The following is a 14,358-nucleotide window of genomic DNA, read 5'->3' on the forward strand; positions in this document are numbered from 1 at the left end:
GGGCCGGCATCCTCCTCCCGAACGGGAGTACTCCTCCCGAAGCGGGGAGCCAGTGGGGCTTGGCTTCTCCTGCACAGGTGGATGCCATGGAGAGGCATCCCCTGATTGCGGGATGCGGAGACCGGGCAGACACGGGCATCTTCGATGATCGGTGGATGGATGCGGTCACGTCGCTCTCACGACGGCACGGAGTTGCGCGCGTCGCGGCTCTTCAGCGTGACGGGGTGACGGAACATGGATTGCGGGTAGCGATCCGGAGTGGTCGAGTGCTCGCGGTGCGACGGGGGTGGGTGGCGCTATCGGATGCTGATGCGTCGCTGGTGGCCGCCGCCCGCTCCGGAGTCGTCCTCAGCTGCATCACGCTCGCGGCCCGCAGAGGACTTTGGGTGCTCGACTCATCCGAACCGCACCTCGCCGCCCCCGCGAAATCCGGGCATGTGAAGACGGCGCGGGGTGTGATCCACTGGAGCCGGCCGATCTTCCCGCGCGACCCGGATGCCTGTGAGGACTCGCTCGAGAACGCTCTCGTGCTCATCGCGCGATGTCAACCGTATGAGAGCGCTCGTGCGACTTGGGAGTCTGCTCTGCGACAGAGGCTCATCGATCCGGGGATGCTCGCACGGGCGCCGCTCCCGCCGGCGGCGCGTCAGATGCTTGCGGATGCCCGTCCGTTCGCGGATTCCGGCACCGAGACGATCTTCCACACGCGGCTCGGCTGGCTGAAGGTGCCGATCACGCCGCAGGTGTGGCTGCTGGGGCACCGAGTGGACTTCCTGATCGGCGAGCGGCTCGTCGTGCAGATCGATGGTGGGCATCACATCGGCACGCAGCGTACGAGCGATATCGCGCATGATGCGCTCCTCAAGCTCCATGGCTATCACGTGATCCGGATCGGCTACGACCAGCTGATCAACCAGTGGCCCGGGGTGCAGCGGGTGATCCTGGCCGCCATCGGCCAGCGTCTCCACCTCGCCAGTTGATGCGGGAGGAGAACTCGGCTTCGGGAGGAGAGATCTGGCGAGATTCTCCTCCCGAAGGGGAGTTCTCCTCCCGAACCCACCGAACCCACCGACCCCCCGGGGCCCCCGGGCATCAGGCCGCGGGAGTGGCGGATGCGGCGTGGGAGAGGGCCCAGCCGAGGGCGTCGTCGGCGATCTGCTCCCAGCCGTCCTGACTGACGAGGCGGTGGGTGCGGCCGGCGTACTCCTTGCGCTCGACGACGGCGGGGCTGCCGGACGACCGGTACTTCTTCTCGATCGCGCGGACGATGGTCGGCGGCACGACGTGGTCGATCTCGCCGGCGATGAGCAGCAGCGGGGCGCGGTCCGTGCGGGCGTAGTCGACGTGTGTGACGCCGCCCTTCTCGTTGAGCACGGAGGTCACTCCTTCGAAGAAGACCCGGTTGTACGAGTTGACCGCGTACTCCTCCCAGAGGGCGTCGGATGCCGCACGGGGCAGGTCGTTGCCGAACGTGAAGTGGAAGTGGCGCTTCGACAGCGGTTTGGCGCCGTTGCGGCCGAACGGGTTCGAGAGGATCGGAGTGCCGGTCCACAGCGTCGAGAGGGGGAGGGTGGTGACGCCGGCGGTCTGTCCGGGGGCGACGCCGACGTAGGCGACACCGAGGCCGCGGTCGGCGAGCATCTGCGTGATGACGCCGCCGAAGGAGTGGCCCATGATGATCGGCTTCACGGGGAGCGCGCGGATGATGCGCTCGTAGTGGTCGGTGATCTGCTTCAGTCCGATGCCCTTGAGGGCGGACGGATCGCGGCGGATGTCGGCGACGGTGCGGTCGTCGATTCCGGGCCAGCCCGGGACGATGACCTCGTGGCCCTGTGCGCGGAAGCGCTCGGCCCAGGTGTCCCAGCTGGTGGGGGTCATCCAGAGTCCGTGGATGAGGACGATGGGAGTCTTGGCGGTGGTGCTCATGATCTTCTTCTCTCTATCAGGGCCGGGCGATATGCCCGGAAGGGGAGTGCGCTGCACTGATAGTAGACCGAACGTTCTATCTACCGCAACCTATTCCCGAGAAGAAGATCGGATGCCGGAAACCGGGGTACGCTTGAAGTAGACCAATCGTTCTGTCTATCCGTGCAGGGGGAGCCTCATGACCACCACCACGTCGAAGCGTCCGAGCCCCGCGCGCGCTCGCCTGATCGACACCGCCACTCGCCTGTTCTATGCCGAGGGCATCCACTCGGTGGGCGTCGACCGCGTGATCGCCGAGGCCGAGGTCACCAGGGCCACGCTGTACAAGCAGTTCGGCGGCAAGGAGAACCTCGTCCTCGCGTACCTGCACAACGAGGACGAGAACCTCCGCGCGATGTTCGCCGCGGCGGGAGCAGAGGTCGCGGATCCGGACGGACTCCTCGATGCCGTGATCGAGGGCATCGCGGCCGACATCCGCCTGCGTCACACCCGCGGATGTCCGTTCATCAACGCCGCGGCGGAATACCCGGATGCCGAAGGCCCGGTGCGCAGACTCATCGACGAGCACCGGGAGTGGTTCCGCGGCACGCTGCAGTCCGTGGCGGAGACGGCGGGATTGGAGCATCCCGCCGAGGTCGCGGCATCTCTCGTGCTACTGCGCGACGCCGCTCTCGTGGGCGGATATCTCGACGGAGAGGAGCGCGTGGCCCCCGCCTTCGAGCGCACGGCGCGTGCGGTGATCGACGCTCATCGGCCGCTTTGAGGGCCCGAAACCTGTGAACAGAGTGACAAAAGTGGTGCGACACGCCCTGGATATCGCCAAAACCCGCGAAATGACGCGGAAATGAGGGTGGTGGTTGATACATTCAAGGCGGTCACTCGACCAGGAGCATCCGCTCCGACACCCACAACGATGCGACGGGATCTCGTCGCTGGAGGATGACATGGCTGACAAGTCCATCACCAAGACCGAGCTCGTCGCGAGCATCGCAAGCGCCACGGGCCAGAGCCAGGCCACCGTCTCCGGTGTCCTCGACTCGCTGTTCGCCACGGTGTCCGACGCTGTTGCCAAGGGCAGCAAGGTCTCGATCCCGGGCTGGATCTCGTTCGAGCAGGTCGACACCGCTGCCCGCACCGGTCGCAACCCGCAGACCGGCGCCGAGATCAAGATCCCGGCCGGCAAGCGCGTCAAGGTCACCGCTGGCTCCAAGCTGAAGGCTGCCGTCAAGTAATCTGACCGCACCTCGTCGAAGGCCGCCGCCCCTGTGGGTGGCGGCCTTCGTGCATCCCCGACGGATGCCGCCGGGCAGGTCGGGCGCCGGGGATCCGCGGCTTAGGCTGGAGGGGTGAGTTCCCGCGCCGCTACGACCAGCCGGAGTTCGGCGTATCGTCTCGCCGGCGTGGCGATCCTGATCGTCGCCGCGCTCGTGGCCGTGGTCATCGCCCTCATCATCGGCGGCGGCGCCAAGACGCCGCTGCTGCAGGATCCGGGGCCCTTCGTGCTCTGGGGCACGCCGATCGCCAAGCTGCTCATGAACATGGCCGGCGCCGCAATGCTCGGCTCCCTGGTGCTCGCGCTGTTCGCACTGCGCAGCGGGGACAAGTCCTTCGACACCGCCCTCAACGTCGCATCGATCGGAGCAGCGGTCTTCACGGTCGCCGCAGGTCTCGCCGGGTTCCTCGCGTTCATGTCGGCGTTCAACCCCCAGCTCAGCCTCGAGCGGGAGTTCGGGGCGCAGCTCGGCCGCTTCCTGCTCACACTGCCGCTGGGCCAGTCCTGGCTCATCACGACCGTGTTCGGTGCAGTCATCACGGTGCTGGCCTTCGCGTGGCGCAGCTGGACCACGACGCTGCTCACCGCGATCCTCGCCGCCGCATCGTTCCTGCCCCTGGCCACCCAGGGTCACGCGGGTGATCTCGCGGGCCACAACGTCGCGGTCAACTCGATCCTGCTGCACACCATCGGTGCTGCGGTGTGGCTCGGCGGACTGCTGCTGCTGGTGGTGCTCCGCGGTCGGCCGGATGTCGACACCTCGCGCCTCGTGGCCCGGTACTCCACCCTCGCGATCGCCGCGTTCGTGGTGGTCGCGGTCTCGGGCGTCGCGCGCTCGGTCGTCGCGCTCGGCGACTGGGGTGCCCTGTGGACGCCGTACGGCGCCATCCTGATCGCCAAAGTCGTGCTGCTCGGTGGCATGGGCCTGCTCGGCGCCTGGTATCGCACGCGGCTGATCCCGAAGCTCGCGGGCGATCGCGCCGCGCGCTGGTTCTGGATGCTGGTGCTGTGCGAGGTCGCGCTCATGGGTCTGGCATCCGGCGCCGCTGCCGCTCTCGCGCGCACTCCTCCGCCGACCGGCGAGGTGGCGTTCGCCCAGACGCCGGCCGAGGTGCTGACCCGCACCGCTCTGCCGCCGGAGTTCACGATCGACCGCTGGTTCACGGCGTGGGACCTCGACATCCTGTGGCTGGTCGCTGCCGGGTTCGGGCTGTTCTTCTACCTCGCCGGTGTCGTCCGTCTGCACCGCCGCGGTGACCGCTGGCCGATCTACCGCACCGTCTTCTGGGTGCTGGGCTTGCTGCTGCTCGTCTGGGTCACGGGCGGTCCGATCAACGCCTATCAGGAGTACCTGTTCAGCGTGCACATGCTCGGGCACATGATGCTGTCGATGGCGATCCCGCTGCTGCTCGTCAGCGGAGCCCCCGTCACGCTCGCGCTGCGGGCGATCCACAAACGCGACGACGACACCCGCGGTGGCCGCGAGTGGATCATGTGGGCGGTGCACTCACCGTTCTCCCGCGTGGTCACGCATCCGTTCGTCGCGGCGGCGATCTTCATCCTGTCGCTGTGGGCGTTCTACTTCACCGACCTCGTGCGCTGGTCGATGTACGAGCACCTCGGCCACGAGTGGATGGTCACGCACTTCCTGATCTCCGGCTACCTCTTCGTGCTGAGCCTGATCGGCGCGGACCCGGTGCCCTACCGCCTGCCCTATGCCGGCCGCCTGATCACCCTGATCGCGGTGATGGCCATGCACGCCTTCTTCGGCATGGCGATCATGATGCAGGAGGGCCTGATGGTCGCCGACTGGTTCGGTTCCATGGGTCGCACCTGGGGTCCTGAGCCGATGGACGATCAATACATCGGCGGTGGCGTCGCCTGGTCGATCGGTGAGATCCCGACACTCATCCTCGCGATCACCGTCGCGATCCAGTGGAGCCGTGACGACACCAAGGTGCAGCGCCGCGGAGATCGGCACGCCGACCGCACGGGCGACGCCGAGCTCGAGGAGTACAACGCGAAGCTCGCTGCTCTCGCCGAGCGCGACCGCCGTGAGGCCGAGCGCGGCTGATCGGGTGACCGCGGCGTTCAGTCGCCTGCGGCTTCTCCGGGTGAGCCGACGCGGATCGACGCCGAGCCGTTGGGCAGGATCACGATGGATCCGTTGACCTGGAACGGCACGTCCTCCGAGACGGGCTCGACCGAACCGTCGAACAGGGATTTGATCTCGACCTCGACGTGCGCCACGGCGTCGGTGGGAGGGATCTGCCAGTGCCCGCCGTCGGGCACCACTGTCACCCGGGGCTGCTCGGCGATCGACCACTTCGGGAGCGATGCGATGCGGTTGCTGACCTGCAGTCCGAACGGACATGCCGTGGGTTGGAGGACCTCCTGCGACGTGCACTGCGTGAGGAACTCCTCCACGCGCTCCTGCACCACGCCGACGAACTCCTTCGTCGGCTTCGTCTGCACGTCGAGGGGAGTGATCGCGAGCGGGGTGTCGGCGAGCACGCCGATGCCGGATGCCTCGGCGATCGCGGTGTCGACGGTGACCGAGTAGATGCCCGGTGTGAACACGAGGAGGGAGAGGGGATCGAGCGCGCCGGCATCGACACCGTCCGCCGAGATCTGGCGGCGATCCACCTCGAACCCGTTGACGGCGAACTGATCCGCGCCGCGGAGCGTGAGGTCGACGACGGCGAGAGGGCTGGTCATGAACCGCCAGTTCGGAGTGACGCCGACCCAGCCGTCCTGGGCGACGAGGAAGGTCGTGGTCCCCTCGTGGCCGCCGGCCTGGTAGCTGACGGTCACGGCGGTTCCGCCGTCGACGGGCTTCTCGGCGTCGACGTGCACGTCGGTCAGCGGCGCCAGGGCGGCATGGCGGAGCATCGCCTCCGATGCCCCCGCGCCGACGCCCGCCTGAGCGAGGGTCTCGCGGTCGATGGCGACGCCGGGGATGCGCAGCGCATCGGCCGCCCGCCCGGCCGACAGCAGGTCGAGGTAGCGCGTGACGAACGCGGACGGACCGTAGAACTGCTGGTACAGCGTGGAGCCGCCCGCACCGATGGCGGCGACCAGGAGCAGTCCGACGACGGTCAGCATGGCAAGGTCGACGGCGAGACGAGCGCGCCGAGGCGCCTTCGTCTCCACCTGGTTCATGGCGCCAGTCTAGGAGTGCGTCCTGAGACGATGCCGAGCGCCACGAGGCGCTGGCCGATACCGGGCCGTAGCATGGGGGAGCGTCTGCATCCATCCGCTTCCCCGTGAGAGATCCGTGTCCATTCCCGCCCTGTCCGACGAACAGCACGAGCTGTTCCGTCTCATCGAGGACACCAGCGAGCACGTGTTCATCACCGGACGAGCCGGCACGGGAAAGTCGACACTGCTGCAGTACTTCGCCTGGAACACGAAGAAGCAGATCGCGATCTGCGCGCCCACCGGGGTCGCAGCGCTCAACGTCGAGGGGCAGACGATCCACTCGCTGTTCCGCCTGCCGATCGGCCTGATCGGTGACGGCGACATCGATCAGAACGACGCCACCCGTCGCATCCTGAACGCGATCGAGACCCTGGTCATCGACGAGATCTCGATGGTCAACGCCGACCTGATGGATGCGATCGACCGGTCGCTCCGCCAGGCGCGGGGGCGGCGCGGAGAACCGTTCGGCGGGGTGCAGGTCGTGATGTTCGGCGATCCGTATCAGCTGGCCCCTGTGCCTCCGCGCGGCGACGAGGCCCGCTACGTGCAGGACCACTACCGCTCGTTCTGGTTCTTCGATGCGAAGGTGTGGGCGGGTCCTTCGTCGGGCTCAGGAGCCGGATCGGGAAGAGGGTCCTCCGACCAGCAGGGCCTCTTCGAGGTCGACACCAGGGCGAAGCTCCACGTGCGCGAACTGGTGCAGATCCACCGGCAGTCCGACGACGGCTTCAAGGCCATGCTCAACGCCGTGCGCTACGGACGGGTCACGGCCGAGATCGCCGGAGTGCTCAACACCCAGGGTGCCCGCAAGCCCCCTGAGCCCGAGCCCGGAGAGGTGCCGATGATCACCTTGGCCACGCGCAACGACATCGTGAACAGCATCAACAGCCGCCACCTCGCCGCGCTCGCCGGCAAGGAGCAGACCGCGCGCGCCGAGGTCAGCGGCGACTTCGGACGCGGAGAGGCGTCGCTACCCGCCGAGGCGGAGCTGAAGCTCAAGGTCGGCGCGCAGGTGATGTTCCTCCGCAACGACACCGCCATGTCGGGCGAGCCTCCGCGCTGGGTGAACGGCACGATCGGCACGGTGCTGCGCATCCTCGGCAGCTCCGTGCGCGTCGACATCGACGGCGAGGAGGTCGACGTCGAACCGGCCGTCTGGGAGCGGTTCCGCTACGCGTACGACCAGAACACCAAGAAGCTCAGTCGTGACGTCGTCGCCGAGTTCACGCAGTTCCCGCTGCGGTTGGCGTGGGCCGTGACGATCCACAAGTCGCAGGGCAAGACGTACGAGCGCGCGATCATCGATCTCGGCTCCGGGGCGTTCGCGCCGGGGCAGACCTATGTCGCGCTGAGTCGGCTGACCTCGCTGGAGGGGCTGTATCTGTCGCGTGCGCTGCGTCCCCGCGACATCCGTGTCGACGAGGATGTGCGGCGGTTCATGCGCGATGCCTGGCTGGCGGCATCCACCCCGGAGATCCCGAAGAGCTGACGCTTCGACGGGCTCAGCGGCCCAGGTGGGGTGTCAGGCCGCGGCGCGCGCCCGGTCGAGGTCCTCGAACAGCTCCGTGTTGAAGCGGTAGGCCAGCAGAACCTCGTCGATCACGCGCTCCCGCTCGGCCTCATCCCACGGAGCGGAGTCGAGCTGCTCACGGTAGACGTCCTTGAACGCGGCGGGGTCGGCGATGTCGTCGAACAGGTAGAAGCCGATGCCGTTGGTCTCGAAGCCGAACCGGCGTGCCATCACCCGACCGATGAAGATGCCGCCGGACAGGTCGCCGAGGTAGCGGGTGTAGTGGTGCGCGACGAATCCGCCGGGCCAGGTCGCGCCGACCTGGCGGATGCGGTCCACGTAGCGCTGAGTCGTCGGCAGCGCGACGATCTGCTCGCGCCAGTCGGAGCCGAGCAGGAATTCCAGATCGGCCTCGAGCGCGGGAAGGCGCGTGAGCTTGTCGCTGAGGAACACGGAGGCGACCGGGTCCTGGCGCATGCGGTCGCCGACGCCCTCGAGTGCGTCGTAGATGAAGTAGTGCTGCGCGACGAGGGCGATGTAGTCCTCGCGAGACCCCTCGCCCTTGAGGAGGTCGGACATGAAGCCGGCGGTCTCGCTGCGCGAGTGGGATCCGGACGAGCGCTCCCGGAGGGCGGCGGAGAAGGAGAGGATCTCGGACATGACCTCAGTGTAAGGGTTACCTAACTCGTCATGAAACCCGAGGACACATGAATTCCCGGTGCGAATCCTGGGGATCAGTCGTGCGGACGCGGCTCGATGCCCAGACGCTCGCACGCGGCATCGTAGAGGGCGACGACTTCGCGGCGCACCGCCGGGCGATCGGCGATGGGGCCTCCCGGCCACGCCACGGTCAGCGGTGAGGTGACCCCGCCGCGTGTGACGTCCCACGTCCCGCCGTCACCGTCGAACCCGGTCATCACGGATGCGGTGATCGTGCCGCCGTCGGCCGGGGAGAAGGCGCGGGCGATCAGCAGATTGTCGTCGGTGTGGTCGCCGTTCATGTGACGCAGCACGGCGGCGATCACGTCGGCATCGAAGGAGTGAGGCACATTCACACCCTAGGGGGCTTCGCGCGGGGTGGTCTTTCAGCATCCGCGTTCTAGACTCGGGAGACATCTTCTCGGGGGTTCCTTCCATGCAGCTTCTCTCGTCGCGCCGGTGGCGCGCCGCCGCGGCCAGTGCGGTCGCGCTCGGTCTCGTCCTCACCGGTTGTACTGCGGAGGACACCTTCAGCTATGAGCCGCCCGCTCAGGTCGAGGGATCCCTCCCCGACGACACGGTCGCCGCGATGCAGGAAGCAGTCGAGCATGCGCTGGCCGCTTCCGGGACATCGGGCGCGATCGTGGGCGTATGGGCGCCCTGGGCCGGTTCCTGGGTCACCGGCGTCGGCACGCAGGTGCCGGACGGCGAGGCGGTCGACACCGACATGTCGTTCCGCATCGCGGATGTGACCAGGCTCATGACCTGCGACGTCCTCTACGCCCTCGTCGACGAGGGCACGCTCGAACTCGACGCCCCGGTGACCCAGTACGTGTCCGGCGTCGCCGATATGAAGGACATCACCCTCCTCGATCTCTGCAACGGGACCAGCGGTGCCGGCTCATCGGAGTCGACGGTGAAGGGCGCGTGGCTGAACACGCCGGGTCGCGTCTGGGCCCCCCTGGAACTGGCCGGCTACGGTCTGGGACGCGAGCGCGTGGCCCCGCACACCACCTACCGGGACTCCGACGCCGGCTATCTGCTGCTGGGACTCGCGCTCGAGCGCGCCTCCGGCATGACGGCATCCGAGCTCATCGCGGAGTACGTCACCGAGCCCCTGGGCCTGCCGAACACCTCGTTGCCCGCGGCGGCTGCAGCGCCGCCGTCCAGCGGTCCGGTCCTGGAGGGGAAGTACCTGCCGAAGGTGGAGGGCGGCTACGAGTGCGCCGCCCCCGTCGACATCACGACGCTGTCGTCGAGCTCCGGGTACACGGACTCGGGGGTCGTGTCGACGATCGACGACCTCGGGCGCTACGCCCGCGCCGAGGCTGCGCAGGTCCTGCGTACCAAGGAGACGCCTGATCGCTTCGGCTCCCCGCTGCCGTCCGGCTCGAAGGCGCCGTCCTGGTACCAGGCGACCGGCGGAGCCCTTCTGGTCGGGTCCATGGTCGGTCAGCACGGCTGGACTCCCGGCTACGCCACGGCGGCCTACGCGGACCCCGAATCCGGTTTCACGGTGGCTGTCGTGCTGAACAACTCGACCTCGGGCGCACGTTTTGCGCAGTACCTGGCCTGGGAGCTCGCGGCGATCGCCTCGAAGACGCCTGCGGCGGACGGTCAGACCGCCCCCGAGTTCGGGTTGCCCTTCACCGCGGAGCAGTACCACCAGGAGATCTCCGACGCCGCGATCACGTGCGTCGCGCCTCCGGCGGAGTGATCCCGGCCTGACCTGCGGCGACGCTCGGAAGGAGCGGTGATGACCATCATCGACAACGCGATCTACGTCGACGGCATCCGCACGGAGAATCCGCAGAGTCTCAGCGAGACGTTCGAGCGGATGCGCGAGCGGCAGGGCATGAGCTGGATCGGCCTGTACCGGCCCAGCGAGGAGGAGATCCGCGAGGTCGCGGACGAGTTCGGCATCCACGCGCTCGTCGTGGAGGATGCGCTCGCCGGACACCAGCGCTCCAAGCTCGAGCGCTACGGGGACGTGTTGTTCATGGTGCTGCGGCCGGCGCGCTATCTCGACGAAGCGGAGGAGGTCGAGTTCGGCGAGGTGCACGTCGTGGTCGGACCCGACTTCGTCGTGACGATCCGGCACGCGGAGTCACCGGATCTCGGACGCGTGCGTCGTCGCCTCGAGGGCGACCCGGCGCTGCTGGCGCGCGGGCCGGAGGCCGTGCTGTACGCGATCCTCGATGAGGTCGTCGACGAGTACGCTCCCGTGCTGGCGGGTCTCGAGAACGACATCGACGAGATCGAGAGCCAGCTGTTCGAGGACGACGTGGACGCGACGCAGCGCATCTACGAGCTCGGTCGCGAGGTCATCGACTTCCAGCGCGCGACGCAGCCGCTGTCGGGGATGCTGGAGGCGCTGCTGCGCGGCTCCGAGAAGTACCTGGTCGACGAGGAGCTGCAGCGCTACCTGCGCGACGTGCTCGATCACACACTGCGCGTCGCCGACCGGGCGAACACGTTCCGCACGGTGCTCGACAACGCCCTGACGGTGGAGTCGACGATCGTCGCCCGCCGCCAGAACGAGGAGATGCGGCGGATGACCGAGCTGAGCATCCGCCAGAACGACGAGGTCAAGAAGATCTCCGGATGGGCGGCGATCCTGTTCGCGCCCACCCTGGTCGGGACCGTCTACGGCATGAACTTCGACCACATGCCGGAACTGCACTGGGTGCTGGGGTACCCCATGGCGATCGCGATGATGCTCGCGATGGGTCTCGGGCTGTACGCCGTGTTCAAGCGCAAGGGCTGGCTCTGACGCCTCGACGGCAGAGATGAGCCGGAGCGCTCAGCCCTCGTCGGCGGCGGCCATGCCGGGACCGGGACCGGGGCGCACGGCGGCATCCGGGGCGACGTCGATGCGGGTGACGCCGTCGCGCTCGGTCACCTCGATGCGCGGGGCCGCGTCGGCCTCGGTCGCATCGGGCGCGGCGGTCAGCTGGTCGTGACGCTTCTCCTCGCTCGTCATCTCGGGCACGGGCGTCGTGTCTGCGGCGGTCTCATCGGGCTTCGTCATCGAGCCAGGCTAGGAGCGCTCCGCAGGTAGCGCGACGGGGTTGACACCGCCTCGCGGAACGGCAGCGCTTCCCTTCCGCCGCGCAGTCCGTTGATTTTCCGGGCTCCGTCACATTCAGCCTTCTCACAGAAATCCCGCGCGTCCCCCGCGTGGCGGCCTCTCGGAGTCGATAGATTGTGGTCGCGCGAGAGGCGGGGGAGCCGGCCGAGTGCGCGGGCGATCATGCGGATCGCTCCACAACCTCACGAGAAATGAGTTCACTCATGACCGGTACCGCACGCAAGGCGCTCGCCGAAGCGCTCGCGACCTTCCTGTTCGTCCTCGCGATCATCGCCGCGGTCAACAGCGGCAGCCCGCTGACTCCGCTGGCCATCGGTTTCACGCTCGCCGTCCTCGTCTACGCCACGGGCCACATCTCGGGCGCGCACCTGAACCCGGCCGTCTCGATCGGTGTCTTCCTGCGCGGCGGGCTCAGCGTCGCCGACCTCATCGCCTACCTCATCGCCCAGCTCGTCGGTGGCGTGCTCGCCGCGCTGGTCAGCCTGACCGTGTGGCCGGCCGGCGAGAAGGCCATGGTCATCGAGGTCGGCCCCGCCTTCCTCGTCGAGGCGCTGTTCACTCTGATCCTGGTCTACGTCGTGCTGAACGTCGCGACCTCGAAGGACACCGCGGGTAACTCCTTCTACGGCCTCGCGATCGGTGGTGTCGTGTTCGTCGGTGCGACCACGGTCGGCTCGATCTCGGGCGGCGGCTTCAACCCGGCCGTCGCTCTCGGCCTCTCCGTCAGCGGTCACTTCGCCTGGAGCTCGCTGTGGCTCTACTTCGTCGCCCCGATCGTCGGCGCCGTGATCGCCGCGATCCTGTTCCGCGTGCTCAACACGGAGGACGCGAAGAAGATCGCCGCCGGCGACTAACACCCTCTCTCCGAACGCCGCGCATCCCACCCGGGGTGCGCGGCGTTCTCGCGTGTGCGGGGCGCTGAGTGTCCGGCATCCGTCCTGCGGGGGATGCGGCGGGTGGAGCGGGCGTCGTACCGTGGCGTCATGCTGATCGTCGAAGAGCTCCACCTGCTGCTGCTGCGTCCGGACGGTCGCCTCGAGACCTCCGCCGCGTCGTACCGTCTGTTCGGCGAGGTCGCCGCTGTACTCGTCGACCTCACGCTGCACGGTCGGGTGACCGTGACCGAGGGCAAGAAGTCCGTGGTGCAGGTCGTCTCGGCCGATCCGACCGGACACCCCGTGCTCGACGCCGCGCTCGCCCGACTGGTCCCGCTGAGCGGCAAGCGTCTGCAATCGCTGGTCCACTCGACGAAGCTCGACCCGCTCGACGAGGTCGTCGCCTCACTGGTCGCGCAGGGCGTGCTCGCTCGCGGCGAGCGGGGGTTCTTCGGCTGGGGTGCGGAGCGCACTCCGGAGTCCGATCCCGGCCCTGAGGCGCTGCTGCGCTCCCGGCTCGCCGCGGTGATCGCCGGCACCGCCGCGCCCACTCCTGCCGACCTCACGCTGCTCGCCATCTTGCAGGGGCTCAATGCCGCCCATCCGCTTCTCCGCCACGACGTCGGAGAGCTCTCGTCCGGTCAGCTGCGCAGGCGCATCGAAGCGCTCACGACCGGATCGCCCGCGGGCGACGCCGTCTCGCTGGCCGTGACCTCGGCGATCGCCGCGACCATGATGGCGGTCATGACCCCGGTCATCGTCGCGACGACCATCACCTGAGCGGTCGACGCCGGGCGCCTGTCGTCGTCACCCCTGCGCCGTGGTGATCACGATCTTGCCCGTGGCATGACCGGCGATGGATCGTGCGTACGCCTCTCGCACGCTCCCGAGCTGATGCACCGAATCGATGGGCAGTTCGAGCGCCCGATCCGCGAGCAGCTGGGCGACGAGCGCGAGCTCACGGGGACCGGCGGACGCCCCGCCGACCCCGGCTATCGGATGCCGCTGCCGCGCCTCATAGTCGGCGACGGAGTTGATGCGCTCCGGGGAGACGCCGAGCGCGAGGGCGAGGTCGACCGTGCCGTGCCCGACCGTGTCGAACACGACGGTGACTCCCTCGGGCGCTGCGGCACGCAGGTGATCGCGCAGCGCGTCGTCGTAGGACAGCGGGTGGATGCCGAGCCGGCGCAGCAGTGCATGATGGCGGGGACTCGCCGTGCCGAAGACGCGGGCCCCGGTGCGGACGGCGAGCTGCGCGGTGAGGATGCCGACGCCGCCGGCCGCGCCGCTGACCAGCACCACGTCGTCTGCGGCGAGCTGTTGCGACTCGACACTCGCGTACGCCGTGCGTCCGACCACGTTCAACGATCCGGCCACGAGGAGCGACAGCCCCTGCGGTACGCGTACCAGCAGGCGGGGGTCGATCACCAGGTGGTCGGCCTGCGCCTGGTAGCGGAGTCCGCCGAACACCCGGTCGCCGACGCGCCAGCCCTCGACGTCCGCCCCGGTCGCGGCGATGGTGCCCGCGAAGTCGTAGCCGTTGCCGGAGGGGAGGCTGCGCTCGTAGGAGTCGTGCAGCGGCTGCCCGCTGAACAGCTTCCAGTCGACCGGGTTCACCCCGGCCGCGGCTACCCGCACGAGCACCTCGTCCGGTGCCGGCACGGGGATCGGGCGCAGCTCGACCTCGAGCACCTCCGGCCCGCCGAAGCGGCGGAACACCACGCGGCGGGACACAGCATCCGGATCATCCACGATCATGCGCTCAGCATAGGGCTACGGATCG

General features: G+C 68.6%; 15 protein-coding genes. 9 read left to right on the forward strand and 6 right to left on the reverse strand.

Translation table 11 applies throughout. The features are described from left to right. The first annotated feature begins 290 nt into the window (after positions 1-290). A complete protein-coding gene (locus ACIOVG_RS08735; protein ID WP_400871653.1) occupies positions 291-980 on the forward strand; it encodes an endonuclease domain-containing protein in 690 nt (229 codons plus the stop codon). 112 nt (positions 981-1,092) lie between these two features. On the opposite strand, the gene ACIOVG_RS08740 is transcribed toward ACIOVG_RS08735, so the two are convergent. Further along, positions 1,093-1,926, reverse strand: coding sequence for an alpha/beta hydrolase (locus ACIOVG_RS08740; RefSeq protein WP_400871656.1), 834 nt, complete (start codon positions 1,924-1,926; stop codon positions 1,093-1,095). A 178-nt stretch (positions 1,927-2,104) separates the two neighbouring features. On the opposite strand from ACIOVG_RS08740, the gene ACIOVG_RS08745 reads away from it, so the two are divergent. From ACIOVG_RS08745 to ACIOVG_RS08755, 3 genes are all read left to right on the forward strand, one after another. Further along, positions 2,105-2,689 carry a TetR/AcrR family transcriptional regulator gene (locus ACIOVG_RS08745; protein ID WP_400871659.1) on the forward strand — a complete coding sequence of 195 codons (585 nt, stop codon included), beginning with the start codon at positions 2,105-2,107 and terminating at the stop codon, positions 2,687-2,689. 181 nt (positions 2,690-2,870) lie between these two features. Continuing rightward, a complete protein-coding gene (locus ACIOVG_RS08750) occupies positions 2,871-3,158 on the forward strand; it encodes an HU family DNA-binding protein (RefSeq protein WP_017203554.1) in 288 nt (95 codons plus the stop codon). A 114-nt stretch (positions 3,159-3,272) separates the two neighbouring features. Continuing rightward, positions 3,273-5,273 (forward strand): cytochrome c oxidase assembly protein, encoded by a 2,001-nt coding sequence (locus ACIOVG_RS08755; protein WP_400871662.1) that lies wholly within the window; start codon positions 3,273-3,275, stop codon positions 5,271-5,273. A 17-nt stretch (positions 5,274-5,290) separates the two neighbouring features. Here the strand turns inward: ACIOVG_RS08755 and ACIOVG_RS08760 are convergent, their stop codons facing one another. Next, positions 5,291-6,361: a hypothetical protein gene (locus ACIOVG_RS08760; RefSeq protein ID WP_400871664.1), complete on the reverse strand. Its 1,071-nt coding sequence runs from the start codon at positions 6,359-6,361 to the stop codon at positions 5,291-5,293. 115 nt (positions 6,362-6,476) lie between these two features. Here ACIOVG_RS08760 and ACIOVG_RS08765 point away from each other — a divergent pair, with 115 nt between their 5' ends. Further along, complete coding sequence (locus tag ACIOVG_RS08765) at positions 6,477-7,889, forward strand: ATP-dependent RecD-like DNA helicase (protein ID WP_400871667.1); 1,413 nt, start codon at positions 6,477-6,479, stop codon at positions 7,887-7,889. Between the two features lie 33 nt (positions 7,890-7,922). Here the strand turns inward: ACIOVG_RS08765 and ACIOVG_RS08770 are convergent, their stop codons facing one another. Further along, positions 7,923-8,570, reverse strand: a complete 648-nt coding sequence (locus ACIOVG_RS08770) for a heme oxygenase (biliverdin-producing) (protein ID WP_400871670.1) — start codon at positions 8,568-8,570, stop codon at positions 7,923-7,925. Positions 8,571-8,644: 74 nt separating this feature from the next. Then, positions 8,645-8,959, reverse strand: coding sequence for a DUF2470 domain-containing protein (locus tag ACIOVG_RS08775; protein WP_400871673.1), 315 nt, complete (start codon positions 8,957-8,959; stop codon positions 8,645-8,647). 86 nt (positions 8,960-9,045) lie between these two features. Between ACIOVG_RS08775 and ACIOVG_RS08780 the strand changes: the two genes are divergently transcribed. Beyond that, complete coding sequence (locus ACIOVG_RS08780; RefSeq protein ID WP_400871679.1) at positions 9,046-10,326, forward strand: serine hydrolase domain-containing protein; 1,281 nt, start codon at positions 9,046-9,048, stop codon at positions 10,324-10,326. 39 nt (positions 10,327-10,365) lie between these two features. Beyond that, positions 10,366-11,382: a magnesium/cobalt transporter CorA gene (gene corA, locus ACIOVG_RS08785; RefSeq protein WP_400871682.1), complete on the forward strand. Its 1,017-nt coding sequence runs from the start codon at positions 10,366-10,368 to the stop codon at positions 11,380-11,382. A gap of 30 nt (positions 11,383-11,412) precedes the next feature. Here corA and ACIOVG_RS08790 read toward each other — a convergent pair whose 3' ends face one another. Next, the gene (locus ACIOVG_RS08790) at positions 11,413-11,640 is read right to left on the reverse strand and encodes a multidrug transporter (protein ID WP_400871685.1); all 228 of its coding nucleotides are present in this window, start codon (positions 11,638-11,640) and stop codon (positions 11,413-11,415) included. Between the two features lie 263 nt (positions 11,641-11,903). Here ACIOVG_RS08790 and ACIOVG_RS08795 point away from each other — a divergent pair, with 263 nt between their 5' ends. Both ACIOVG_RS08795 and ACIOVG_RS08800 read left to right on the forward strand, forming a co-directional pair. After that, positions 11,904-12,554 carry an MIP/aquaporin family protein gene (locus ACIOVG_RS08795; RefSeq protein ID WP_400871688.1) on the forward strand — a complete coding sequence of 217 codons (651 nt, stop codon included), beginning with the start codon at positions 11,904-11,906 and terminating at the stop codon, positions 12,552-12,554. A 129-nt stretch (positions 12,555-12,683) separates the two neighbouring features. After that, on the forward strand, positions 12,684-13,355 hold the full coding sequence (locus ACIOVG_RS08800; RefSeq protein ID WP_400871691.1) for a GPP34 family phosphoprotein: 672 nt from the start codon (positions 12,684-12,686) through the stop codon (positions 13,353-13,355). Positions 13,356-13,382: 27 nt separating this feature from the next. Here the strand turns inward: ACIOVG_RS08800 and ACIOVG_RS08805 are convergent, their stop codons facing one another. Continuing rightward, complete coding sequence (locus ACIOVG_RS08805; protein ID WP_400871694.1) at positions 13,383-14,333, reverse strand: NADP-dependent oxidoreductase; 951 nt, start codon at positions 14,331-14,333, stop codon at positions 13,383-13,385. Positions 14,334-14,358 lie beyond the last annotated feature (25 nt).

It is taken from the genome of Microbacterium sp. NPDC087591 (genome assembly GCF_044743625.1).
Lineage (GTDB): Bacteria > Actinomycetota > Actinomycetes > Actinomycetales > Microbacteriaceae > Microbacterium.

What these genes read in the sequence shown, in the direction of transcription:
- ACIOVG_RS08800 (WP_400871691.1), top strand. Translation starts at nt 12,684, where the DNA reads ATGCTGATCGTCGAAGAGCTCCACCTGCTGCTGCTGCGTCCGGACGGT.
- ACIOVG_RS08750 (WP_017203554.1), top strand. Translation starts at nt 2,871, where the DNA reads ATGGCTGACAAGTCCATCACCAAGACCGAGCTCGTCGCGAGCATCGCA.
- ACIOVG_RS08760 (WP_400871664.1), bottom strand. Translation starts at nt 6,361, where the DNA reads ATGAACCAGGTGGAGACGAAGGCGCCTCGGCGCGCTCGTCTCGCCGTC.
- ACIOVG_RS08770 (WP_400871670.1), bottom strand. Translation starts at nt 8,570, where the DNA reads ATGTCCGAGATCCTCTCCTTCTCCGCCGCCCTCCGGGAGCGCTCGTCC.
- corA (WP_400871682.1), top strand. Translation starts at nt 10,366, where the DNA reads ATGACCATCATCGACAACGCGATCTACGTCGACGGCATCCGCACGGAG.
- ACIOVG_RS08745 (WP_400871659.1), top strand. Translation starts at nt 2,105, where the DNA reads ATGACCACCACCACGTCGAAGCGTCCGAGCCCCGCGCGCGCTCGCCTG.
- ACIOVG_RS08795 (WP_400871688.1), top strand. Translation starts at nt 11,904, where the DNA reads ATGACCGGTACCGCACGCAAGGCGCTCGCCGAAGCGCTCGCGACCTTC.
- ACIOVG_RS08780 (WP_400871679.1), top strand. Translation starts at nt 9,046, where the DNA reads ATGCAGCTTCTCTCGTCGCGCCGGTGGCGCGCCGCCGCGGCCAGTGCG.
- ACIOVG_RS08740 (WP_400871656.1), bottom strand. Translation starts at nt 1,926, where the DNA reads ATGAGCACCACCGCCAAGACTCCCATCGTCCTCATCCACGGACTCTGG.
- ACIOVG_RS08805 (WP_400871694.1), bottom strand. Translation starts at nt 14,333, where the DNA reads ATGATCGTGGATGATCCGGATGCTGTGTCCCGCCGCGTGGTGTTCCGC.
- ACIOVG_RS08790 (WP_400871685.1), bottom strand. Translation starts at nt 11,640, where the DNA reads ATGACGAAGCCCGATGAGACCGCCGCAGACACGACGCCCGTGCCCGAG.